The 21731-nt window shown below is 53.2% G+C and carries 17 protein-coding genes, 1 tRNA gene and 1 riboswitch; of the genes, 8 read left to right on the top strand and 10 right to left on the bottom strand.

Going from position 1 to position 21731, the window contains the following annotated elements:
* Nucleotides 1–239 precede the first annotated feature (239 nt).
* The gene (locus B051_RS0100850; RefSeq protein ID WP_026236109.1) at nucleotides 240–1199 is read right to left on the bottom strand and encodes a ribonucleoside-diphosphate reductase small subunit; all 960 of its coding nucleotides are present in this window, start codon (nucleotides 1197–1199) and stop codon (nucleotides 240–242) included.
* Between the two features lie 648 nt (nucleotides 1200–1847).
* Here B051_RS0100850 and rplU point away from each other — a divergent pair.
* Together rplU and rpmA are read left to right on the top strand one after the other, a co-directional pair.
* Complete coding sequence (gene rplU, locus B051_RS0100845) at nucleotides 1848–2156, top strand: 50S ribosomal protein L21 (RefSeq protein WP_026236108.1); 309 nt, start codon at nucleotides 1848–1850, stop codon at nucleotides 2154–2156.
* A 72-nt stretch (nucleotides 2157–2228) separates the two neighbouring features.
* The gene (rpmA, locus tag B051_RS0100840; RefSeq protein ID WP_018476272.1) at nucleotides 2229–2498 is read left to right on the top strand and encodes a 50S ribosomal protein L27; all 270 of its coding nucleotides are present in this window, start codon (nucleotides 2229–2231) and stop codon (nucleotides 2496–2498) included.
* Between the two features lie 84 nt (nucleotides 2499–2582).
* Here the strand turns inward: rpmA and B051_RS0100835 are convergent, their stop codons facing one another.
* Complete coding sequence (locus B051_RS0100835; protein ID WP_018476271.1) at nucleotides 2583–3206, bottom strand: hypothetical protein; 624 nt, start codon at nucleotides 3204–3206, stop codon at nucleotides 2583–2585.
* A gap of 342 nt (nucleotides 3207–3548) precedes the next feature.
* A riboswitch (SAM riboswitch) is annotated at nucleotides 3549–3658 on the top strand.
* A gap of 65 nt (nucleotides 3659–3723) precedes the next feature.
* On the opposite strand from B051_RS0100835, the gene metH reads away from it, so the two are divergent.
* Both metH and metF read left to right on the top strand, forming a co-directional pair.
* Nucleotides 3724–7437 carry a methionine synthase gene (gene metH / locus B051_RS0100830; protein WP_018476270.1) on the top strand — a complete coding sequence of 1238 codons (3714 nt, stop codon included), beginning with the start codon at nucleotides 3724–3726 and terminating at the stop codon, nucleotides 7435–7437.
* A gap of 46 nt (nucleotides 7438–7483) precedes the next feature.
* Nucleotides 7484–8440 carry a methylenetetrahydrofolate reductase [NAD(P)H] gene (gene metF, locus B051_RS0100825; RefSeq protein WP_018476269.1) on the top strand — a complete coding sequence of 319 codons (957 nt, stop codon included), beginning with the start codon at nucleotides 7484–7486 and terminating at the stop codon, nucleotides 8438–8440.
* A 69-nt stretch (nucleotides 8441–8509) separates the two neighbouring features.
* Here metF and B051_RS0100820 read toward each other — a convergent pair whose 3' ends face one another.
* From B051_RS0100820 to hemW, 3 genes are all read right to left on the bottom strand, one after another.
* The gene (locus B051_RS0100820) at nucleotides 8510–9283 is read right to left on the bottom strand and encodes a cyclase family protein (RefSeq protein ID WP_018476268.1); all 774 of its coding nucleotides are present in this window, start codon (nucleotides 9281–9283) and stop codon (nucleotides 8510–8512) included.
* 21 nt (nucleotides 9284–9304) lie between these two features.
* The gene (locus B051_RS0100815; protein ID WP_018476267.1) at nucleotides 9305–9715 is read right to left on the bottom strand and encodes a hypothetical protein; all 411 of its coding nucleotides are present in this window, start codon (nucleotides 9713–9715) and stop codon (nucleotides 9305–9307) included.
* Between the two features lie 79 nt (nucleotides 9716–9794).
* The gene (gene hemW / locus B051_RS0100810) at nucleotides 9795–10922 is read right to left on the bottom strand and encodes a radical SAM family heme chaperone HemW (RefSeq protein WP_018476266.1); all 1128 of its coding nucleotides are present in this window, start codon (nucleotides 10920–10922) and stop codon (nucleotides 9795–9797) included.
* Between the two features lie 167 nt (nucleotides 10923–11089).
* On the opposite strand from hemW, the gene B051_RS0100805 reads away from it, so the two are divergent.
* Nucleotides 11090–12871, top strand: coding sequence for a BamA/OMP85 family outer membrane protein (locus B051_RS0100805; protein WP_157578444.1), 1782 nt, complete (start codon nucleotides 11090–11092; stop codon nucleotides 12869–12871).
* Nucleotides 12872–12954: 83 nt separating this feature from the next.
* Nucleotides 12955–13027, top strand: a tRNA-Met gene (locus B051_RS0100800).
* Between the two features lie 87 nt (nucleotides 13028–13114).
* Here the strand turns inward: B051_RS0100800 and B051_RS20665 are convergent.
* The 3 genes from B051_RS20665 to B051_RS0100785 form a co-directional block, all read right to left on the bottom strand.
* On the bottom strand, nucleotides 13115–14350 hold the full coding sequence (locus B051_RS20665) for a PepSY-associated TM helix domain-containing protein (protein WP_018476264.1): 1236 nt from the start codon (nucleotides 14348–14350) through the stop codon (nucleotides 13115–13117).
* Nucleotides 14351–14430: 80 nt separating this feature from the next.
* Nucleotides 14431–15651 (bottom strand): DUF4374 domain-containing protein, encoded by a 1221-nt coding sequence (locus B051_RS0100790; protein ID WP_018476263.1) that lies wholly within the window; start codon nucleotides 15649–15651, stop codon nucleotides 14431–14433.
* A gap of 28 nt (nucleotides 15652–15679) precedes the next feature.
* On the bottom strand, nucleotides 15680–18076 hold the full coding sequence (locus B051_RS0100785; protein WP_157578442.1) for a TonB-dependent receptor: 2397 nt from the start codon (nucleotides 18074–18076) through the stop codon (nucleotides 15680–15682).
* Nucleotides 18077–18619: 543 nt separating this feature from the next.
* Here B051_RS0100785 and B051_RS0100780 point away from each other — a divergent pair.
* The gene (locus B051_RS0100780; RefSeq protein ID WP_018476261.1) at nucleotides 18620–18964 is read left to right on the top strand and encodes a hypothetical protein; all 345 of its coding nucleotides are present in this window, start codon (nucleotides 18620–18622) and stop codon (nucleotides 18962–18964) included.
* Between the two features lie 111 nt (nucleotides 18965–19075).
* Here B051_RS0100780 and B051_RS0100775 read toward each other — a convergent pair whose 3' ends face one another.
* Nucleotides 19076–19516 carry a hypothetical protein gene (locus B051_RS0100775; protein WP_018476260.1) on the bottom strand — a complete coding sequence of 147 codons (441 nt, stop codon included), beginning with the start codon at nucleotides 19514–19516 and terminating at the stop codon, nucleotides 19076–19078.
* 339 nt (nucleotides 19517–19855) lie between these two features.
* Entirely contained in the window at nucleotides 19856–20182 is a 327-nt protein-coding gene (locus tag B051_RS0100770; RefSeq protein WP_018476259.1) for a DMT family transporter, read from the bottom strand.
* A gap of 214 nt (nucleotides 20183–20396) precedes the next feature.
* Here B051_RS0100770 and B051_RS0100765 point away from each other — a divergent pair, with 214 nt between their 5' ends.
* The gene (locus tag B051_RS0100765) at nucleotides 20397–21485 is read left to right on the top strand and encodes a PAS domain-containing sensor histidine kinase (RefSeq protein ID WP_018476258.1); all 1089 of its coding nucleotides are present in this window, start codon (nucleotides 20397–20399) and stop codon (nucleotides 21483–21485) included.
* Nucleotides 21486–21731: the final 246 nt, after the last annotated feature.

Here is a 21731-nt window from a genome sequence, read left to right as displayed (position 1 = left end):
AGGCGATACGCAGATATAGTCGTAAGCCGTTGGAATACTATACTTTATAAGTTAAGCCTAATGCTTTCACAGGTGTCGGGGCAGAACCTGCCCCAGTGGCGCTAAGGGCCGTTTTGATGTCGGAGCGGCAAGCGGAAACACATCGCTATACCTGCGCCCGACGAGTTGGTAATTCAGGAAGGGCAGGGCCGGATGCCCCGCTCCCTTTGTCTCCTAAACTTACTAAGTATTTCAAGTAGTTAAAAGTCCTCGTCCAGCGAGAACACGTTTTTGTCTTTGTCGCCCATCACGCCGGCTTTCTGGTACTCGCCCACGCGCTTCTCAAAAAAGTTGGTCTTGCCCTGCAGCGAAATCATCTCCATGAAATCGAAGGGGTTGGTAGCGTTGTAGAGCTTGCTGCAGCCCAGGGCCACCAGCAAGCGGTCGGCCACGAACTCGATGTACTGGCTCATGAGCTTGGCGTTCATGCCAATCAGGTCCACCGGCAATGCGTCCGTCACGAACTCCTTCTCGAATTCCACTGCATCACGTATAATCTCGTGCACACGGCTTTCAGGCAGCTTTTCGTTCAGCATGGAGTAGAGCAGGCAGGCGAAGTCACAATGCAGGCCCTCGTCACGGGAAATCAGTTCGTTGGAGAAGGTCAGCCCTGGCATCAGGCCACGTTTCTTGAGCCAGAAGATGGAGCAGAAAGAGCCGGAGAAGAAAATGCCCTCCACAGCCGCAAAGGCGATTAGCCGCTCGGTAAAGTTCTCGCTGTTAATCCACTTCAAGGCCCATTCGCCTTTCTTCTTCACGCACGGCACCGTCTCCAGCGCGTTGAACAGGTAATCCTTCTCGGACTGTTTCTTGATATAGGTATCAATCAGCAAGGAGTAGGTTTCCGCGTGGATGTTCTCCATCATAATCTGGAAGCCGTAGAAGCAGCGCGCCTCCGGTAGTTGTACCTCCTGCATGAAGTTGATGGCCAGGTTCTCGTTTACGATGCCGTCAGAGGCTGCGAAAAAGGCCAGCACATGGCTGATGAAGTGGCGCTCGCCGTCGTTCAGGTTCTCCCAGTCTTTCTGGTCCTGCGACAGGTCAATCTCTTCAGCGGTCCAGAAGCTGGCTTCTGCCTTCTTATACATTTGCCACACCTCATCGTGCTGTATCGGGAAAAGAACAAAGCGATTCGGGTTTTCTTGTAATATTGGCTCCATACACGTAAACTTTAATGGGTTTTAAGGCAGGCGGCAGGCCGCAACTGCTTACATCTTGATTGTTGTGCCTGTGGGTTGGCCCGGTGCTATGGGCGCTGCCGTCAGGTTAACAGGATTTCAAATATAGTGATAAGAACTTTAATTGGCGGGTGAAAGTTGTTCAATTTATTAACACCTTTCTAAGTGTCTGACATCCTGTGTTTTGATGAGAAATCAACACCAATATAAACATAATGTTGTGTATATATAGAACGTGATAAATATTGTAATTAAAATATTGTTTCCGGGTTAAGTGCCGAAAAATGCAAGATTAAGCGAGCAGGAGCGGGTTTTGGGGCGCACACGAAGCATAAAATGCAAAACGGAGTGCTGCCAAATGTCGTGACCGCAAGCCAAAGAATAAGTTCTTGCGGAGAGAATGTGGAAAATGTTGATTTCTGAAAACTTGGGTAAGCCTTTGCGGACTAGGGTGTTATAGCGGTTTTTAACAGGTGCAAAAAGTTTGGCCGTGGATTTCAACACCGTTATCCACATAACTGTGGATGGCCTGTGAAAAAACAGAAGGAATTAAGAAACAATGATTTGCATCTTAAATATAAGACCGCTAATTTTGCAGACTTAAATTTTCATAAACATACATTGAAGCTGATGTACGCAATTGTAGAAATCGCAGGTCAACAGACCAAGGTAGAGAGCGGTAAGTTCATCTACGCTAGCAAGCTTTCCGGCAATGATGGTGACGCCGTTGAGTTCACCAATGTTCTTCTTACTGATGATAATGGCAGCATTACTTTAGGTGCTCCTTTCGTTGACGGTGTTAAAGTGGTTGGAAAAATCCTTGGCAACGTGAAAGGCGACAAAGTAATCGTTTTCAAAAAGAAGAGAAGAAAAGGATACCGTAAGAAGAATGGCCACCGCCAGCACTACACGAAGGTCCTGATCGAGAGCATTGGTTAAGCAGTAGGAAGAAATTAATCGTAAAACCTTTTCGGGCTTAGGAAGCTAACCTGAATTAAATAGTAAAAGAAGATGGCACACAAAAAAGGAGCTGGTAGTTCTAATAACGGTCGCGAGTCACACTCCAAGAGACTAGGTGTTAAGATTTACGGTGGCCAGGACATCATCGCTGGTAACATCATTGTAAGACAAAGAGGCACTTCCCACCACCCAGGTAAGAACGTGGGTATGGGCAAAGACCACACGCTGTTCGCCATGGTGGACGGTGTAGTACAATTCAAAAAAGGCGTTAAGAACCGTTCATTCGTTTCTGTGGTTCCTAAAGTGGAAGCAGAAGCGTAAGGAGGTACGACACACGCCGCCGCCCTTGGGTGACGACAATAAAAAGGGGATGCGAGAGCATCCCCTTTTTATTTGTCAAGGTTTTCAATTTGAGGCGAGCATGGCCTCAGGTATAGCCGAGGGAATTTTCACCTGCTTTCCGGCGCGCCCGCCTTTCCAGTAGGTATAAAGGCCGGTGGCTATACCTGCCACAGTCAGGAAATAGGCGGCTGTAAGGCTTCGGAAGGAAAGCGGGATGCTGCCCAGCACCAGGCCCAGCCCCACCAGCCAGATTAGGCCATGCCGTATGGGTGAGTTAACCGCAGGCGCATAGGCCGTCCTGAACCCTACTAGGTGCAGGAGTTTGGGGGCCTCTGCTGCCAGCAGCACGAGGTTCAGCAGCAGGAAGAAAGCGAGCACGTATGGCGTGCCTTGCCAGTTCTGCGATATGGTGACCAGCAGGATGTTCAGGAGCATGGGGAGCAGCGCAATGGCGCCGAGCGTGCGGTAGCGGAGGGTCAGCAGGATGAACCCGACCACCACCTGGGAGTAGGCGATGAAGCGGGCGAAGAGGCCCAGTTGGAACTCCGCCAGTCTCTCCTCCAGCCACACCGGCCCGATGAGGCCCGGGAACCTATGCTCGTAGAAGAGCTTTGCCATACCTGCCGTAAAGAAGATGAGCCCCAGAAAAACGCTGATGCCATTGAGCGTGAATGTCTTGAAATTCATAGCCTCGATTTTTTGAACACTGCAAAACGTTAAAGTATAGCCTTTCATCAAAGTAGCAAAAGAATTATACCAACCCGCCGATTGTGTAGACAAGTAGGCTATACCTTAGCCGGAAGCACATTTATATGACGGAACAAGCTCTTGATTGAAAGTTTATTCAGATAACGGCAACAAGGCTATGTTGCCTCCCGTATACTTAAACATAAAGAGTTATAGAGTGAAAACAATTAAACTCTTTTAGGAAAAGGACACTTATGGTGTCCTTTTCTGTTTTCATATCATTTTTTGTATATCCATTCCGGCTGAGTTTCGTAATTCAAGGATATCTACATACATTGCAGCTTCTTATCAAGAAAGACCGAGGGATTGGGCCCTATGACGTCTTAGCAACCTTGTACCAGCTTGGTGCTAATTCCCTTCTCAGCCATACCTTGGTTGGGAGAAGATAAGAGAGTATATCCTATCCGGGTGTCCTTCTTGATAAGCTAGTACAGCAGAAGAAAGAGGAGAGACACCGATGAAAAACCACCACCCCATTTACGATTTGCTGCGCGAACGCGTGCTCGTGCTCGATGGTGCCATGGGCACCATGATTCAGCGCCACCAGCTCACAGAGGCTGGCTTCCGTGGCGAACGCTTCAAGAACCACGGTAGCGACCTGAAAGGCAACAACGATTTGCTGTCCATCACGCGCCCCGATATCATCAAAGCCATACACACGGAGTACCTGGAAGCCGGTGCCGACATCATCGAGACCAACACCTTCAGCGGCACCCGCATCGCCATGGCTGATTACAAGCTGGAGGAGCTGGTGTATGAGATGAACCATGAGTCGGCGAAGATAGCGCGGGAGGCAGCCGATGCGGTGGAGGCGAAGGTGCCCGGCAGACCGCGCTTCGTAGCCGGCGCCATCGGGCCAACCAACCGCACGGCCTCGCTCTCCCCGGACGTGAACAACCCCGGCTACCGCGCCATCACCTTCGACCAGTTGGTGGAGGCCTACTATGAGCAGGTGCGCGGCCTTGTAGATGGCGGCTCAGATTTGCTACTGGTGGAGACGGTGTTCGATACGCTTAACTGCAAGGCGGCCCTCTTCGCTATTATGCAGTATGTGCAGGACGGCGGCAAGGAGCTGCCCATCATGGTGTCTGGCACCATCACCGACGCCAGCGGCCGTACCTTGTCCGGGCAGACGGTGGAGGCCTTCTGGAATTCCATTTCGCATGCGCCTATCCTGAGCGTGGGTTTCAACTGCGCTTTGGGCGCGCGCCAGCTCAAGACCCACATACAGGAGCTCTCCCGCATCTCCGACTGTTACATCAGCGCCTACCCGAACGCCGGTCTGCCGAACGCCTTTGGCGGCTACGATGAGACGGCCCAGCAGATGGGGGCGATTGTGGAAGAATACCTGAAGGAAGGTCTGGTGAATATACTGGGTGGTTGTTGTGGCACTACGCCTATCCATACCAAAGTAATCGCAGACTTAGTGCAAAAGTATAAACCGCACACTCCCTCCCCGGTTCCTCCTCTCCCGCGCTACAGCGGTCTCGAGCCCCTCACCATCACCTCCGATACCTTGTTCGTGAACGTAGGCGAACGCACCAACGTAACCGGCTCCAAGAAGTTCTCCCGCCTCATCGTGGATGGCAAGTTCGAAGAAGCCCTCTCCGTTGCCCGGCAGCAGGTGGAAGGCGGCGCCCAAGTCATCGACGTGAACATGGACGAAGGTATGCTCGACTCAGAGCAGGCTATGACCAACTTCCTGAACCTCATCGCCTCCGAACCCGATATCTCCAAACTCCCCCTCATGATTGACTCCTCCAAGTGGAGTGTGATAGAGGCGGGCTTGAAATGTGTGCAGGGCAAGAGCATCGTCAATTCCATCTCACTCAAAGAAGGTGAAGACGCTTTCCGGAAGCTGGCCCGCAAAGTGCGGCAGTACGGAGCGGCCGTGGTGGTGATGGCGTTTGATGAGCAGGGGCAGGCCGATACCCTGGAGCGGCGCATCGAAATCTGTGAGCGCTCCTACCGCATACTCGTGGATGAGGTAGGCTTCCCGCCGCAGGACATCATCTTCGACCCGAACATACTCGCCATCGCCACAGGTATAGAGGAACACAATAACTACGCGGTAGACTACATAGAGGCCGTGAAGTGGATAAAGGCCAACCTGCCGCATGCCCAAGTGAGCGGCGGCGTGAGCAACCTGTCCTTCTCCTTCAGGGGCAACGACGTTGTGCGCGAGGCCATGCACACCATTTTCCTGTACCACGCCGTGCAAGCAGGTATGGACATGGGCATTGTGAATGCGGGCATGTTGGGCATCTATGAAGAAGTGCCGAAGGAGCTGCGCGATTTGATTGAGAATGTCATTTTCAACCGCCACCCGGATGCCACCGAGAAACTCGTGAATTATGCGGAGACTATCAAGGGCAAAGGCAAGACAGCCACTGCCGCCGACAATGCCTGGCGCGATGCTCCGGTGGAGGAGCGCCTGAAGCACGCGTTGGTGAAAGGTATAGTAGAATACATAGACGAGGACACTGAAGAGGCGCGTCAAAAAGCCACCAAGACGCTGGATGTGATTGAAGGCCCGTTGATGGCAGGTATGCAGGTGGTGGGTGATTTGTTCGGCGCCGGCAAGATGTTCCTGCCGCAGGTGGTGAAGAGCGCCCGCGTGATGAAGAAGTCGGTGGCCTACCTGTTGCCGTTCATGGAGCAGGAGAAGCTGGCATCCGACACCTCCAAGTCAACGGCGGGTACTATCCTGATGGCCACGGTGAAAGGCGACGTGCACGACATCGGCAAGAACATCGTGGGCGTGGTGCTGGCCTGCAACAACTACGAGGTGATAGACCTGGGCGTAATGGTGCAGCTGGATAAGATACTGTCGGAGGCCGCAGCGCAGCAGGTGGACATCATCGGCCTGAGCGGACTCATCACGCCGTCGCTGGACGAGATGGTCTACATTGCGCAGGAGATGGAACGACGGGGCATGACCATTCCGCTGCTCATCGGCGGAGCCACGACCTCGCGGGTGCATACCGCTGTCAAAATAGCACCGCAGTACAGCGGGCCGGTGGTGCACGTGCACGACGCCTCCCGCAGCGTGACGGTGGTGAGCAGCCTGCTGGGCAGCAACCGCGAAGAGTACATCGCTGAAATCAGAGCCGAGTACGAGAAGCTGCGCCAGGACCACCACAGCCGCACCAAAGACCGCGCCTTTGCCAGCATAGCCGACGCCCGCGCCAACAAGTACAAAGTGGATTGGGCTGCTACTGAGGTGACGAAGCCGAGCTTCATCGGCAACAAGACCTACCTGAACTACCCGCTTTCCGAAATCGTGCCGTACATCGACTGGACGCCCTTTTTCCATGCCTGGGAGCTCAAGCGGCAGTACCCAAAAATACTGGACGATGCCGAATATGGCACAGAGGCACGCAAACTCTTCGCCGATGCGCAGCAGATGCTGCAGGAAATCGTGGACAAGCAGCTGCTGGAAGCCCGTGCCGTCGTCGGGTTCTACCCAGCCAACGTGGAAGCAGATGATACCATTGAGGTATACGCCGACGATGCACGTGAAAACGTGCTGACGGAGTTCCATACCTTGCGGCAACAGGGCAAGAAGGGCGCCAACGTGCCGAACCTGGCCTTCTCTGATTTCCTGGCTCCGAAGGAAACAGGTATAGCAGACTACATTGGCGGCTTTGTGGTGTCGGCGGGATTTGGCATTGAGAAGCTGCTGGAGCAGTACGAAGCAGAGCACGACGACTACCGCAGCATCATGGTGAAAGCGCTGGCCGACCGTCTGGCGGAGGCCTTTGCCGAGCACATGCACGAGAAGGTGCGCAAAGAGCTGTGGGGTTACGCGCCCGAAGAAAATCTGGACAACGAGGGGCTGATTAAGGAGCAGTACAAAGGCATACGTCCGGCCCCCGGCTACCCCGGCTGCCCCGACCATACCGAGAAAATCACGCTCTTTAACCTGCTGGATGCCGAAAGGACATCGGGCGTCATCCTGACGGAAAACCTGGCCATGTATCCGGCATCCTCAGTGAGTGGTCTGTACTTCTCGCACCCGGAGTCTAGGTACTTCGGCTTAGGCAAGATTGGCGAGGACCAGGTGGCGGACATTGCGCAGCGCAAAGGCATGGCCAAAGAGGAGCTGGAGCGCTGGCTGTCGCCTAACCTGAACTACGAGCCAAAGCCGGTAGCGCAGCAGGCGGTATAAACACGAGTCAGGAACCAGACACATCATTCACCCAAATATTACCACGTTGAAAGTAACGGACCATTTCAGAAACGCCAACGGCAACACCCTGTTCACTTTTGAAATACTGCCTCCGCTGAAGGGCGAGAACATGAGGACGCTCTTCAGCCACATAGACCCGCTGATGGAGTTCAAGCCTCCCTTCATTGATGTGACCTATCACCGCGAGGAGTACATCTACAAGTCCAGGGAGAACGGACTGCTGGAGAAGCGCACGACCCGCAAGCGCCCTGGCACGGTGGGCATCTGTGCGGCCATCCAGAACCATTACAAGGTGGACACAGTGCCCCACCTGATTTGTGGCGGCTTCAGCCGGGAGGAGACCGAAAACGCCCTGATAGACCTGCACTTCTTGGGTATAGACAACGTGCTGGTGCTGCGTGGCGACTGCGTGAAAAGCGAGCAGCGATTCGTGGCGGAACCGGACGGGCACAACTACGCCTCAGAATTGATTGAACAGGTGGTAAACATGAACAACGGCTGCTACCTGGATGAGGAGCAGATGTACCACAACGGCACGGATTTCTGCATCGGGGTGGCGGGCTATCCGGAGAAGCACTTTGAGGCGCCCAACCTGAAGTCGGACATGCGGTGGCTCAAGAAGAAGATTGAGATGGGGGCCGACTACATCGTGACGCAGATGTTCTTCGACAACCAGAAGTACTTCGACTTTGTGAACGCCTGCCGCGCCGAAGGGATAACCGTGCCCATTATTCCGGGCCTGAAACCCATGACCACCAAGACGCAACTGACGCTGCTGCCCAGTCTGTTCCACATCGAAATCCCCTGTGACCTGGCCGACGCCATTGAGGAGTGCCCCGATAACAAAGCCGCTGCGCAGGTAGGCGTGGAGTGGGCCATACAGCAGTCGAAGGAGTTGATGGCCTTTGGCGTGCCCTGTCTGCACTACTACTCCATGGGCAAATCGGACTCGGTACGTAAAGTGGCTGAGGCGCTGTTTTAAGGTATAGCTATACCTGATTCGTGGCGTGCTTCTGACCCATGGATGAGTCCGCTACAGCCCAGGCTATACCTACAACTTTGGAAAATCGGGCGACAAAGCGTACAGCACCGGCTTGCTGGGGCTGGCATCCAGTTGCAGGCTGGCGATTTGCAGGTTGAGCAGGTATAGCCCGTCTTTGATGTGGTCAGGTGCGTAGATGAGCTCCGTGATGGTGGTGCCGCAACGGGTGCTGTGCGGATATTGCCAGAACGCGTGGTGGCACAGCAGCTTACCTTCGTCCAACTCGCGGTCTACCGAAGGCAAGTCGAGCAGCAGGTGCGCTATACCTTGCTGGGCCAGGTACTCCCCGATGGTATGCTCTAGGTAGGGCGGGTTGGTACCAGAGTAGTGGCGGGTGAGCTTGTCATCCGTGTTCGGCAGTGTGCGTAGAATGACGGCCTCTGGGCGTATTCCTTGCAGCTTTGTCTTCACGTCTTCTAACATTACCACGTCATCCCCGTTCTCTTGCTGCTGTGGCTGCACGGTTATGAGTTGGGCCACGAACAGAAAGCGCTTCAGGCAATTGTGGATAGTGGCGTTCTCATCCGCGGAGATGTGGCCGTAGCACTCGGTGTGGGTGCCGTTGCCGTGTGGTGTCAGGTGCACGCGCTTGTAATTGGTGCTGCCCCCCTCGGCCACGCTTCCCACGAAATCCCCTACCCGTATCACATCAAAGGCCACTGGCTCCGCCCAGAAGCACTCCGGCTGCGGCTGCCCGGCGTGTAGCGGCATGGAGATGTCCAGCGGCTCCAGCGGGTTGAAGCTATAGGCTTGATCGCGGTAGGTGATGGTGGCGCTTGTCATACCTGTGTGGGTTTGGGCGGGCTAGTCCAGCAGCCAACGCATGGCGGCCTGGTCACTGGAGAAGTTTTTCACCTCGAAGCTGATGGCTCCCAGTGCCTCGGCTCTGGTGACGACGGCTTCAAATGAGAGCTTGTTGAACAGGTTCTCCGGCAGCACACGGGCCAGCTTCTTCAGCCCCAGTTCAGAGAGGGATTTGTAATACGTGTTGGAAAGCCAGTCTTTGGTCTGCGGCAGCAGCGTCCCGATGTTCAGGGCACTCAGCAAAAGCTTGTCGGCCTTCGCCTCCCTTAGAAACCGGTTTATGCGCTCTCCCGTCTGTACCATCTCTTCGTGCCCGGCTTGCTTGAGCCAGGTATTGGTCACCAAGCCGTTGTCACGGTCGATGGCAATTCGACTGATGTCGTTAAGTAAGAGCGTTTCCAGTTGCGGCATAAAAGTTAAGGCCCCTGTGAGACCAGCTATCGTCAAATTTACGAATTAATCTAATGCATTGTACAGGGTGTGTTTCTGCTTACTCCACAAATAAATCCAGCGTAATCTGGTCGGCAAGCAGCTTGCCTTTGTCGGTCAAGTATAGCACATCGTCCTGAAGGGTAGCCAACCCCTTTTGCTGGAGCTCCTGCAGATAGGCGCTATGCGTTGCCTGCACGTCGTAGCTATACCTGTCGCGTAGGATGCCCAGGTCGCAGCCCCAGATGGTGCGGAGCGTGGTAAGCAGGTAGTCGTTGGCCTGGTCGGCAAGGGTGAGTTCCTCCAGTTCAAAAGGCACCACGTCCTGGCCAATGGCCTCAGTATACTTGCGGTTATGCGACACGTTGTACTGGCGGCTGTGGCCGTTGAAGGAATGCGCGCTCGGCCCCACACCTAGGTAATGCACGCCGCGCCAGTAGTTGCTGTTGTGCCTGGACTCATAACCTGGCTGGCTGAAGTTGGACACCTCGTACTGCACAAAGCCATGCTGCTTCATCTGCTCCAGCAGTATCTCGAACTGCTCTGCCGTGAACTCGTCTTCCGACGGTTTGAACGAGCCTTTCTTGCTCCAGCGGCCGAAGGCGGTGTCGGGTTCAATGGTGAGGCCATAACAGGAAACATGCTGCACGTTCAGGGAGAAGAGCGTCTGCAGGTCCTGCAGCCAGATGCTGTGGTCCGGCGCAGGTATACCATAAATCAAATCCACGGTGATGTTGTCGAAACCGGCCGCCTGCGCGTCTTTCACGCATTGCAGGCTCTCGGTGGCGGAGTGGGCGCGGTTCATCAGGCGCAGGTGTGGCTCATGGAACGACTGCAACCCGATGCTCAGGCGGTTGATGCCAGCCGCTTTCAACTCCAGCAGCTTCTCCGGCGACAAGTCATCCGGATTGGCCTCTAGGGTTATTTCGGCATCCTCCGAAACTATAAACAGCCCTTTAATGGTTTGCAGGAGTAGTTGCAATTCGCTCTGCGTGAGCAGCGAGGGCGTGCCGCCACCAAAGTAGATGGTGTGCACCGGCTGGCCCTGCAGGTAGTCCTGGCGTAGCGCCAATTCTCGGGCAATGGCCTGTATGGTGGCCTCCTTGTGCCCCATGGAGGTGCTGAAGTGGAAATCGCAGTAGTGGCAGGCCTGCTTACAGAAGGGAATATGGAGGTATATGCCGGACAAAATTTATAATCGCTAAATTGTTGGGTTGTTAAATTGCTGCTGGCTCTCCTGATGGACAAGGCGATAATCTGCGAGCACGCGCGTACCTTTGTAGATAAGCCAGGCAAGGCTCCTTGTTATAGGGTTAACAATTTAGCCGCCAAACAATTCAACAATACAAAACACAAATGTACAGAATCGCAGCCTTAGTCTGGTGCTTATTCGTGTGGCTGCCGCTGGTGCAGGCGCAGGAGAAGCCACAGCCGCCGGTGCCACAGCCGGTGGTGCCGCAGGCGAAGGCAGCGCTCAGGGTATACGCCACTGGCCCCGACCGACAGGTGCTGCGGCAGTATACCTACCGTACTCAAGTCCCTGACACAGTAGAGGCACGCAAAGAAGTACAAGCGCTGGTACAGCGGCTGCATCAGGATGCCTACCTCCTCGCCTCTGCTGACAGCTCTTACAAGCGCAACGATACGCTCCACGTGAAACTGCACATCGGCAACCGCTACGACTGGGCCGAACTGCGCAACGGCAACCTGAGCGAAGGCGTACTGGTGGAGTCAGGCTTCCGGGAGAAGTTCTATCGCAACGTGCCTTTCAAGCCAGCCGAGTATGCGAAGCTGCAGCAGCGCATCCTCGACTACGCCGAGCGCAACGGCTATCCCTTCGCCTCCGTCTGGCTGGACTCCATCCAAATCAAAGACAATAAGATATCCGCTGCCTTGATGGTGGAGAAAGCCTTTGTGGTGACTTATGACACGGTGCAGGTAATGGGCGGCAGCAAGACGCAGGCTAAGTTCCTGATGCGCTACCTGCAGCTATACCCTGGCCAGCCTTACAACCAGGACCAGGTGCTGGCCTCGCAGCGCATGCTCACGGCCCTGCCTTACATTAAAGTGGTGCGCCCGCCGCAGGTGCAGTTCGCCCGTGACAAAGCCCGGGTGATTTATTTTCTGGAGGACCGGCAGGCCAACCAGCTGGATGGCGTGGTGGGCTTCCTGCCCGACCCGGGCCGCAGCGACAACAAACTGCTCATCACGGGCGAGGCCAACATGAACATCCGCAACATCAGGGGCAGCGGCAAGCAACTGGGCCTGCAGTGGCGGCGCGTGAACAGGGGCTCCGTCATACTCAACGGCGAATACCTGCACCCCAACCTCTTCGGAACGCCTTTTGAGCTTGGCACACGCTTTGGCCTGCTCAAGCAGGATTCTTCCTTCATCACGGTGCAGCCGCGGGTGCAACTGGCCTACAACACCATCCGGTACGGCCGCTTCAGCGTGTTTACGGAGTGGCGCAACTCCCGCATCCTCTCTTCTGCCAACCCGCAGAGCCTGAAGGCGCTGGACCTGGCCGATGCCCGCACCAATACCTACGGCCTGAACTACCTCTGGAACAACCTCGACGATTTCTACTTCCCCCGGAAAGGACGGCTGGTGGAGCTGCAGCTGGCGGCCGGCCGCAAAAAACTGTTGCGCAACCCGGAGCTGGAGAAGGAGTTTTACGATACGTTGGAGGTGAATACGACACAGCTGAGCCTGGGCCTGCGGCTGGAGAACTTTTTCCGGGTTGGCAAGAACAGCGCGCTGCTGGCTAGGCTGCGGGGAGAAGCCCTCCTCAACGACCAGATTTTCCTCAATGACATGTACCGGCTGGGTGGATTGAATTCTTTGCGGGGCTTTGACGAGTACTTCTTTTATGCCTCCACCTACGGTGTGGGCACGTTGGAGTACCGCCTGTTCACGGCTGAAGACTCCTATGTGCTGTTGTTCTATGACCAGGGCTACTACCGCAGCGATTTGGAGGCCTCGCAGGCGGAGGGGCTGCCACTGGGGGTGGGTGGCGGTATCAGCTTCAGCACCGGCGCAGGTATTTTTCAGTTGGTGTATTCCGTCGGGCATTCGGAGCAACAGCCTATGTCCTTGAAATACTCGAAGATACACTTCGGGATAACCAGCAAATTTTAGAAATCAGCAAATCTTTTGCTTTTTTTGGTACGTATAGCTTGCATGGTACGAATGTTTATACTACTTTTGTAACACAATAACAGTGCGGGATGGAGCAGTTGGTAGCTCGTTGGGCTCATAACCCAAAGGTCACAGGTTCGAGTCCTGTTCCCGCTACAAAAGAGAGGCCTGATTCAGAAATGAGTCAGGCCTCTTTGCTTTAAAGGAAATCCTCCTCATTGTAGAGGAACCCAGACCGAGGGACTAAACTGTTGGAATTCCCGCTTCTGCTGCTGTCTTCTGTTGACGGCCTCCAACGGAGCCGGCTTTTTTCTTAGGTTTCTTTTTCTTGTTCCACCAAACCAGGAAACCTGTGATGGGTAGGCTGGCACAGATTAAACTGATGAAAAAGGCGAGAATCTTACCCGGCAAGCCCCATACAACCCCGATGTGCATATCATAGTTGAGCATGACCAACTGGTCAGCAACGCTGGCTTCTGAGTACCTGTCTCCCTTTACACGATAATGCTCCAAGGTATACTGGTCGTAATAGTACTCGTTGCGGTTGTACCACGACCCATGGTCCTGGTAGGCTGTGACTTCAATCGCATCTTCCTTGTCGTGGAGCTCAGGCGTCATATAGAAGCCCTGTGCATCAGGCTCCTGGGCCAGCGTCTTGTACCAAGCCTTATCCAATACCGAAATGGTGTCATTAGCCACCAGACCCGCTTTAGATACGTCTGAGTGCGGATGGTGATGCTCCGGCCTGGACTCTCCTCCTGAGGTGACGTAGTATACAGAATCAGCAAACCACTCAAAGCTCCAAACCAGACCTGTAACGGCCAGCACGAAGGCTAGAACCAGACTATAAAAGCCCAGGATGTTGTGCAGGTCGTAGTTTACACGCTTCAAGCTTCCATTCCACTTAATCTTAAAGCTTTTGTCAATGTTGGACTTGTTCCACTTTTTGGGCCACCACATAATCAAGCCTGTAAACAGCAGCACCACGAAAATAAGCGTAGCCGCGCCTACTATGGGCCTCCCAATCTCATAAGGCAGCCAGAGCGCGCGGTGTCCGTCAATGATGAACCGGAAGAAATCGAACTCCCCTTCCCCAAGACTCTGCTGTTTCTGCAAGAATTCGCCAGTATACGGATTCATGAAAACAGCGGTAAAGGTATGCTTGCCGTTCACCTCCCCTTCATACCCCACGGCTGCGGCTCCTTCCTTGTTACTGTAGGTCAGGCCGGTTGGCGCTGCGCCGGGCATGTATACCTGAGCCGTATCCAATAGCTGGCTGGGCGGCACAAATGGCTTGTTCTGGGCTTCCACGAAGCGCCAGGGCTCCATCGCATCTTTTATTTCCTGCTCAAAAGCATAAAAGCAGCCTGTGATGCTCACTATGAACACCACGCTGCCAGATGTAAGACCCAGCCAGAGGTGCAACCAATCATTCACCATTCTGAAAACACCCTTGCCGCTCTTCTTTTTGCTCTTCATCTTACTGAAACGGTAATGATTTGAATGAAATGATACCAGCCCCACCCGCAATTGATGGAGCTGGTATACCTGGCTGCTTGTTAGATTTTTGAGAAGCCGGCTACAAAGTTTGCCTGCACCTGGGCGCCTTTTGTCGCTGTGTAGTTCTGGGTATCGATTCTGTACACATAGATGCTGTTACCCTCCGGTATAGCCATGTATACAAAGTTGCCATCGTGCAGTGCCGCTAACCTACGGCCAACGCCTGCATGCTCCGGCAAGCCTTCGATGTAGGAAACCGTCTTGGTGTTCAGGTCAACTACGGCCGACTTCAACGGGCCGTCAGACCATCTGGCTTGCTGCGCACGATTAGTTGTGTTGATTTCCACGAATACCTTTCCGTTGCCCAGGTATAGCATATGGGATATCGTTTTGCCACCTGTAGCCGCTGCCACATCAAAGAAATAGGACTGGTCAAACTCTGTCTGACCGCTCTTGATGCGCAGGATGCCGGCTGGTTTAGTAGACTGGCTGTAACCGTTTGCCGGGTTGGAATGAGACGCCGCGTATATATCGCCTTTCTCGTCTTCGATGAGTCCGGTTTTGGTGTTGAATCCGCCAACCGGGCCGGTACGGGTGTCTTCTATGACTTTGTGGAACTGCAGGGCCGGATAGGTATACACGGCTATCTGCGCTTTGTCGGTGTGTGGCGTGTTGAAAGTGGTAGGGTCGCTGATGTAGTAGCTCAGGAAAAGGTGACCGCCACTGATGCGCATGCCGGCATAGGCAGGGGCCTTTAGGTTGGTGATGTCGGAAACCGGAAGCTCTTTGGTGCCCGTTACGGTAAGGGTGTTAGCGTTGAAGGTATGGAACTTAATCACATCCGAAGTACCTGCCATCTCTACCGCAACCAACGTATTGTCATCGGCTTTCACAATGTCAGAAAGGGGGTTGGCGAACGAGACATTCCCAATTTGCTTCAGCTCTCCTTTCTCATCTCTGGATATACCTACCACATTCCTGTCGTCCAGACCGCCAACGCTATAGAGGGTTTTGTCAATCTGTGTGAAGTCGAAATACCCTGGCTGCTCTATACCTTGGCCAACGGCAGAGAGTGTCCCCGTCATGACATCGTCAAACGGCACGGAGTAGTAGGTAAAGATGCCGTCGTTGCCCTGCAGCGCAAGTGAAACCACAAATTGCTCATTCTCTGTAGCTGGGTTAGCATTGGAATCATCATCGCTGCAGGAAGTGAATGCCGCTATCGCAAAAAGGCTCAGAAGCGGCAAAGCCAGGCGTCTGGTAAATTTAGTTAGGTTCATGTGTTTTATTTTATGAATAAAGTATAGATTAAAGGACGTATCGCAGCTTCAGGTAAAAGGCACGTCCAGGTTTTTGCAGGTAAAATTTATCGTAGAGGCGGGCATCTGTCAGGTTGCGGCACTCCGCTGCAATGTTATATCTTCCGTCAGCCAGGCTCAGGGAGATTTCCAGGTTATGGGATGCCTGTCTTGGGATGGCTACTTTGCCGTTCTTCGAGCCGTTCTGCGCCCAGCTCAAAAAATAACTCTCCACAAAATTGTAGTAATAGTTAATCCCTAGGGTTGATGCCGGAGCCACCACATCTTTGAAGGTGAGGCCGGCATTTGCATTAGCGAACAGGTATGGCTTGTTGGGCTGACGGAAGCCTTTGTTGAAGTTCCTCACCCAGCCGGAGTAGTCGTTGTAGAGCGAGTCAGCCTGGTCTGTTATGTCCTGGAATGTGGCGCTGCCGCCCAGGTGCAGCAGTTCACGCCATTGGTACTTCAGGCTTCCTTCCACACCCAAAGTGCGCACATCGCTTAGGTTGCCATACGTCGTGACCGGACTGGCCACTCTCACGTTCTGGTGAATGAGGTCTTTGGACTCGCGGTAGATAAAGCTGCTCCCCAGGTCAAACTGGTGGTCCTGGGCAAGCTTGAAACCATAGGCCGCCCCGATGTTGAAGTTGTCGCTCTGCTCCGGGCCCAGGTCCGGATTCGGGTTGATAAACAGCCCATCGCCAAAAATCTCGGCTGGCTCGGGTAGGCGGTACGTGTGCTCATATGAGGCCCTGAACTGAAGCGTTGGCAGCAGGAAATAGGAACTCGCCACACCATAGCCTACGTTCTGCTTGTGCACTTCAAAGGCATCCATACGCCTTGTCTCGCCGCCAAAGTCAAACTCTTTGCTGGTTTCAGCACGAAGCAGGTATAGCTTGCCAAAAAGCGTGGTGGTCCATTTTTCGGATGGGTCGAATTTGTAGGCGAAGCCGGCTACTTGTTTGTTCAGTGTCTTCGGGAATTGATTCTCAATCTTCTCGGGGTTCTCTGAGTCGAACGTCTCGCGGCGGAAATGCGAGACAGAGTAGTTAAGCGCCAGCGAATGCTGTGGATTGATGGTATAGCCGGCATTGAACTGGCTGTTGAAGTCGGTATCGTCCAGCGTGGTGAACGTGCGAGACTGCTCCCCGTCCCTGGAACCCGGTATTCTCGTGGCTTCTCCCAGCCAGTTGTAGGTCACGCCACTCAAGGTGTCAATCACTTCGCCCTGCGTGTAGTTGAAAGCGGCGTTCAGGCTGACGCTCAGGCCATCTGCAAACAAGTCGTCCTTGCTATACTTAAAGGTGGGCACTACAGAGGTGTTGTTGCGCATGATTCCTCCGTACACCGTTCCCATTGTGGCACCTGTCTGCACCTGCTGGTCGTTTCCGGATGCGATGACGCCAAACAACAGGTTGTCAGCATACCTGCGCCCCGTCCAGCCGGTCTCCAGCATAAGGGTACCCGAACGGTAGCGGTCGTGGAAACGCTCTACTTCGGCCGAATCTACTACGTTGGAGTTCCTGACAATCGGCACCCATACCTTGTAGTTGTTATCAGAGTAATTGTAGTTTCCGCTGCCCCGGAAGGTGAAGCCGTTTGTAGGATTGGTATAGGCCCCGTTCAACGACAACCGGTGTGTGTTGAAAGAGCCAACGGAATAAGAGGCGTCTAAGAAGTTATCCTTTTTGTTGGTGATGATGTTGACCGCTCCGCCCAGGGCGTCGGTGCCAAGCCATACCGGAACCACTCCTTTGTATACCTCTATCCTTTCAATCGTATTGACGGGTATGTCGCTCAGGCTGAGTGACGAAGAGAAGTTATCCATGGGGAGCCCATCCAAAAAGAACTTGACCTGGTCTCCGGAAAAGCCGTTTAAGCTGAAGCTTGCTCTGGAGCCCAATCCGCCTTCTTCCAGCACCCTTACACCGGACACGCGGTTCAATACCTCCTTCGCGTCGGATGTACTGTTGAGTAACTCCTTGGTGGAGACAGCGGTAACAGTATAGGCCTGCTCGTTTACCTGTGTGGTCGCCGATTTTCCAATCACTTCGACACCCTCAATTTCAAAGGTCCTTTCCTTCAGGCTGAAGTCAACCTGCAGGTTTTGCAAGGGTTTTAGCTCTATGGCTTTCTCTTGAGTTTCGAAACCCAAGAAGCTAGCTGTCAAAACGTAGTTTCCAGGCGATATGCCTGATAAGCTGAATTGGCCGTTTTGGTCTGTGGTGATTCCAACCTGCGTGCCTTTCACAACCACAGTAACGCCTGCCAAGGCCTCTCCCGAAGCTGAGCTTACTTTCCCAGAGACGCTAGCCTTGTCTATAGCCTGACTCCACGCGGTGGAACACAGGCAGAAAAGCGCCAGGAAGATTAAGAAAGCTATAATGGACTTGCTATACAGATGCAATGCTTGCTCTTATTTAGAATGAGTTTAAACTACTGCAAATGTAGAATGAAAACAGGAGCAGGCCAAACTATTTAGATTAAATCTAAATAGTTTTTAAAGGTAGCGGGTCTGCAACACCTTGATACTATGACAGGAAGCTAAACGCCAGGACGAATGGCTTATAATTCAGGTATGTTTGAAGCTATATCACAGCACTTGCCACAGAGATGGAACAAGGTCTTACAAAGGCATAGAATGGCAGCAAGGGCAGCTAACTCTTTCAAGAAAATACCCTAAATTGGAGTGACCTGGTATACCTCAGACTGACAGCGGGGCTTATAGGGAAGCAACCGGCAAGTCTTTGTTTTTTTAAGTTGACTGGACTCCCCTTCGGGAAGCTCCCCTGCAGGCAAGGATGCTTTTAACGTCAAATGCACTTGTTATAAATGCTGGTGCTCTTCACCGTTTCTAATCTGTTCGATTGGTAATAGGCACCATGCGTCTCTGCGATTCGGAGCACCATACAGGCATTCAAATTCAATAAACAACTTTCAATCAAGAAACATGGCACAGATTGACCCTTGGAAAATCACCTACGAAACAGAATGCTACGCCGCCGTGGAGGCAGAAGTGGGCTTTCATTGCGGACGCATCAAAGGCTGGAAACTGTACAGCTTGGGAAACCCTGACTTGAGCCGTACCCTCAGCCAAAGCCCCAGCGCGATACTGGCCGCTTTTGAGACGCAAGAGGAGTTGGAGCAGTGGCGAGAAAACCTGTACAAAGAACCGGAGCCAAAGAACCACGGGCAAGCTTCGCTGCACGACCTGATGAATGCCTCCGAGGATGAAGTGAAGCTGAAAACCATAGGCAGCGGGGAAAACAAGCTCATCATCAGCCAGATTCTTTAGCGTACAAGTTCCAGATAATGGCGACGTAGGTATGCGTTGCTAACGGCTCATGCGCCAGCGCATTGGCTGGGTACCCTCTAAGTTGACCTGCGCCTGCCCTTTAGTGGGGTGTTAGTGAAGGGATGGAGCTACTGGAGGAGAAGCCTTGCGCGATAACCACTGCAGGGCAGCCTCTCTGCTGGTGAAATTTTTTATCTGGTAGGCGCTAGGCGGGCTTTCCAGCACCTGCCCCTGTACCCTGACCGCCATCTCTTCCAGTTGCGGCCCGCTGCTGACAATGCGCGCCACCTTCTTCAGGCGGGTCTGTTTCAGCGCCATGGATACCTGGTAGATGAGCTTGTTGTATTCGGTTTCACTTACCTGCACCGAGGCTCCACTGGAATCCAGCAGCAGATTCCGGACATGGTAATTTTTGACATGCTCCAGCATGATGTCAAAGCACCGCCTCGCCTCGCTCAGGCCAGCCAGGCTCATGTCCGGTAAAGCCACAGACAGGATATCGGTGGGTGCATCATATTCGAGCTGGAAAAAGCCGTTGCTAAACAGAATCATGCCGTAAAGATACTGATTTTCTGAAACCTTACAGTTTCTTCACCAAGGGGCACAGCCTGAACGTCCCTACTGCCATGATAGCACACGATAAGTGTTGCAGCTTGTCACCACGTGGAAACCTGGCTTGGGCGCGAACAGGACGGAGAAATACGTTTGTTTACCGAGGTTCTGAGTATCGATTTCTAGAATGGCTTTGTCTCTGGCTATACCTAGCCTGAAACCATGCAAGAGGCGCAGCAAGAGAATACACCATCACTGCCAAACGAGGCTAGTCTTCCACACGCATCCTACATCAGCTGTATCCGCCAAGGTATAGGTACGCCCTTTCTCCCTGACGCTTTAGTGAGAGATGGACTTCAGCCCGATGATAGAGCCTATCAAGGTCATCAGGAAGAAGATTCTCCAGAAGCTGGCGGGGTCCTTGAACACGAGAATCCCCATAAGAGCCGTCCCTACTGCCCCTATACCCGTCCAAACTGCGTAGGCTGTCCCGATGGGCAGGGTCTGGGTCGCTTTCACCAACAGCACCATGCTGATGGTCAGCGAAACCAGAAAGCCGCCATACCACCAATACACATCATTTCCTGTGGCTTCTTTGGCTTTTCCCAGGCAAGAGGCGAAAGCCACTTCAAATAAACCCGCAATCACTAATATAATCCAATTCATAGCATCTGTTTTGATGCAAAGTTCCGGAATGGAATCGGGTTTACGTTTTACAAATGTTAAAAAACGAGGTGCTTCCCTGCAACTGCTCAGGCAGAAGCCGTCACTTCGCCGGTATACCCATGCGCCAGTGAAGGTATACAGCGTCTTCCAGGATGCCTAGGAAACATTCAGCGGGCAAACAAAGTAGACAAGTTGTACTGCAGAAGCATGTTGTATGGACGAAACGGACGACTACGAGATTTTCAGGAAGCTTATCAGCAGCATCAATAAAGTGGTGTTTTCCTATGATGTGGGTGCCGGCAGCATCACCTTCATCAACAACGCCTTCACCAAGGTATGGAAGCGGACCAGAGAGAGCATTATAGCCAACCCTGCCCTCCTCCTTTTGTCCGTTCACCCCGACGACAGAGCCTATCTGGCTAATGAGTACGAAGAGCTCCTGCACGGCATCCTGAAGCAGGACATAGCGTTCAGAATCCTGAGGCCGGACAAGTCGGTCAGAAGCCTGCTTGTGAGTCCGCAGCTTATCATTAAAAAGGACGGGACAAGGCACGTAGCCGGGCTGATAGACGATGTTACCGTAATCAGGAAGAACTACCAGGATTTGGAAAGGCACGGGGCGAAGAAGAACTCCATCCTTGAAATCCTCTCGCACGATTTGGCCGGACCCCTCGCAAACATACAATCGCTGGCAGAGCTGCTCTCTGCGGAGACACAAGGGTATAAGAACAGAGAGGTCGACAACATCATCGGCATTATCCAAAGGAGCTCGGAACAAAGCATTCAATTGATTCGGGAGTTTGTGCAGCAGGAGTTCATCGAGTCTGCTTCGGTGGAGCTGTTTAAGTCAAGGGTAGACCTGGTTGAGAAGATGCTGGAAATAGTGGAACAGTACAAGGCCAGCGAGGCGAAAATCAGGAAGGAGTTCAGGTTCAGTGCGTCCGGTGACAAAATCTATGCTCCAATAGACCCAAACAAGTTCATGCAGGTCATCAACAACCTCATCTCGAACGCCATCAAGTTCACGCACGACGGTGGCATCATCTCTATCGATTTGGAAGAGAAGGACTCTACCGTCCTGATGACCGTACAGGATAACGGCATCGGTATACCGGAGCGGTACCATCACCAGCTGTTTGACAAGTTCACGCAGGCGAGGCGCGATGGGTTGAAGGGGGAGCCTTCCACGGGCTTGGGCATGTCGATTATCAAGACCATTGTGGAGTGGCACGGAGGCCGCATCTGGTTTGATAGCCAAGAGAACGTGGGCACCACCTTCTACATAGAGATACCCAAGGAGTAGCAGACCTAGTTCCTATACCTATACCTATACCTATACCTGTTTGGTCTGCCTTATCCATACAGGTATAGCCCAGACACTTACAGCAGTATTCGCGTCCGCGCCTGAAAAGTAGAGGCTAGGGCCCTTAGGTCGTAGTTCTATTTAGTTGGCTTGTAATCAGCTAATTATATATAAGTGTAACTATATAGGTAGCGTAGGGCCTACAAATATCCTTCGGCTGCTGCAACCTTTTCAGGATTTTCACAA

Origin of the sequence: Pontibacter roseus DSM 17521, assembly GCF_000373265.1 — a bacterium.
Lineage (GTDB): Bacteria > Bacteroidota > Bacteroidia > Cytophagales > Hymenobacteraceae > Pontibacter > Pontibacter roseus.
Note: the sequence above shows the minus strand (reverse complement) of the source record. Positions and strands in the feature narration are given on the sequence as shown.

Excerpts from the sequence above, each read along its gene's own strand:
- B051_RS0100850 (WP_026236109.1), bottom strand. The coding sequence starts at position 1,199 with ATGGAGCCAATATTACAAGAAAACCCGAATCGCTTTGTTCTTTTCCCG.
- rplU (WP_026236108.1), top strand. The coding sequence starts at position 1,848 with ATGTACGCAATTGTAGAAATCGCAGGTCAACAGACCAAGGTAGAGAGC.
- rpmA (WP_018476272.1), top strand. The coding sequence starts at position 2,229 with ATGGCACACAAAAAAGGAGCTGGTAGTTCTAATAACGGTCGCGAGTCA.
- B051_RS0100835 (WP_018476271.1), bottom strand. The coding sequence starts at position 3,206 with ATGAATTTCAAGACATTCACGCTCAATGGCATCAGCGTTTTTCTGGGG.
- metH (WP_018476270.1), top strand. The coding sequence starts at position 3,724 with ATGAAAAACCACCACCCCATTTACGATTTGCTGCGCGAACGCGTGCTC.
- B051_RS0100820 (WP_018476268.1), bottom strand. The coding sequence starts at position 9,283 with ATGACAAGCGCCACCATCACCTACCGCGATCAAGCCTATAGCTTCAAC.
- B051_RS0100815 (WP_018476267.1), bottom strand. The coding sequence starts at position 9,715 with ATGCCGCAACTGGAAACGCTCTTACTTAACGACATCAGTCGAATTGCC.
- B051_RS0100805 (WP_157578444.1), top strand. The coding sequence starts at position 11,090 with ATGTACAGAATCGCAGCCTTAGTCTGGTGCTTATTCGTGTGGCTGCCG.
- B051_RS20665 (WP_018476264.1), bottom strand. The coding sequence starts at position 14,350 with ATGAAGAGCAAAAAGAAGAGCGGCAAGGGTGTTTTCAGAATGGTGAAT.
- B051_RS0100790 (WP_018476263.1), bottom strand. The coding sequence starts at position 15,651 with ATGAACCTAACTAAATTTACCAGACGCCTGGCTTTGCCGCTTCTGAGC.
- B051_RS0100780 (WP_018476261.1), top strand. The coding sequence starts at position 18,620 with ATGGCACAGATTGACCCTTGGAAAATCACCTACGAAACAGAATGCTAC.
- B051_RS0100775 (WP_018476260.1), bottom strand. The coding sequence starts at position 19,516 with ATGATTCTGTTTAGCAACGGCTTTTTCCAGCTCGAATATGATGCACCC.
- B051_RS0100770 (WP_018476259.1), bottom strand. The coding sequence starts at position 20,182 with ATGAATTGGATTATATTAGTGATTGCGGGTTTATTTGAAGTGGCTTTC.
- B051_RS0100765 (WP_018476258.1), top strand. The coding sequence starts at position 20,397 with ATGGACGAAACGGACGACTACGAGATTTTCAGGAAGCTTATCAGCAGC.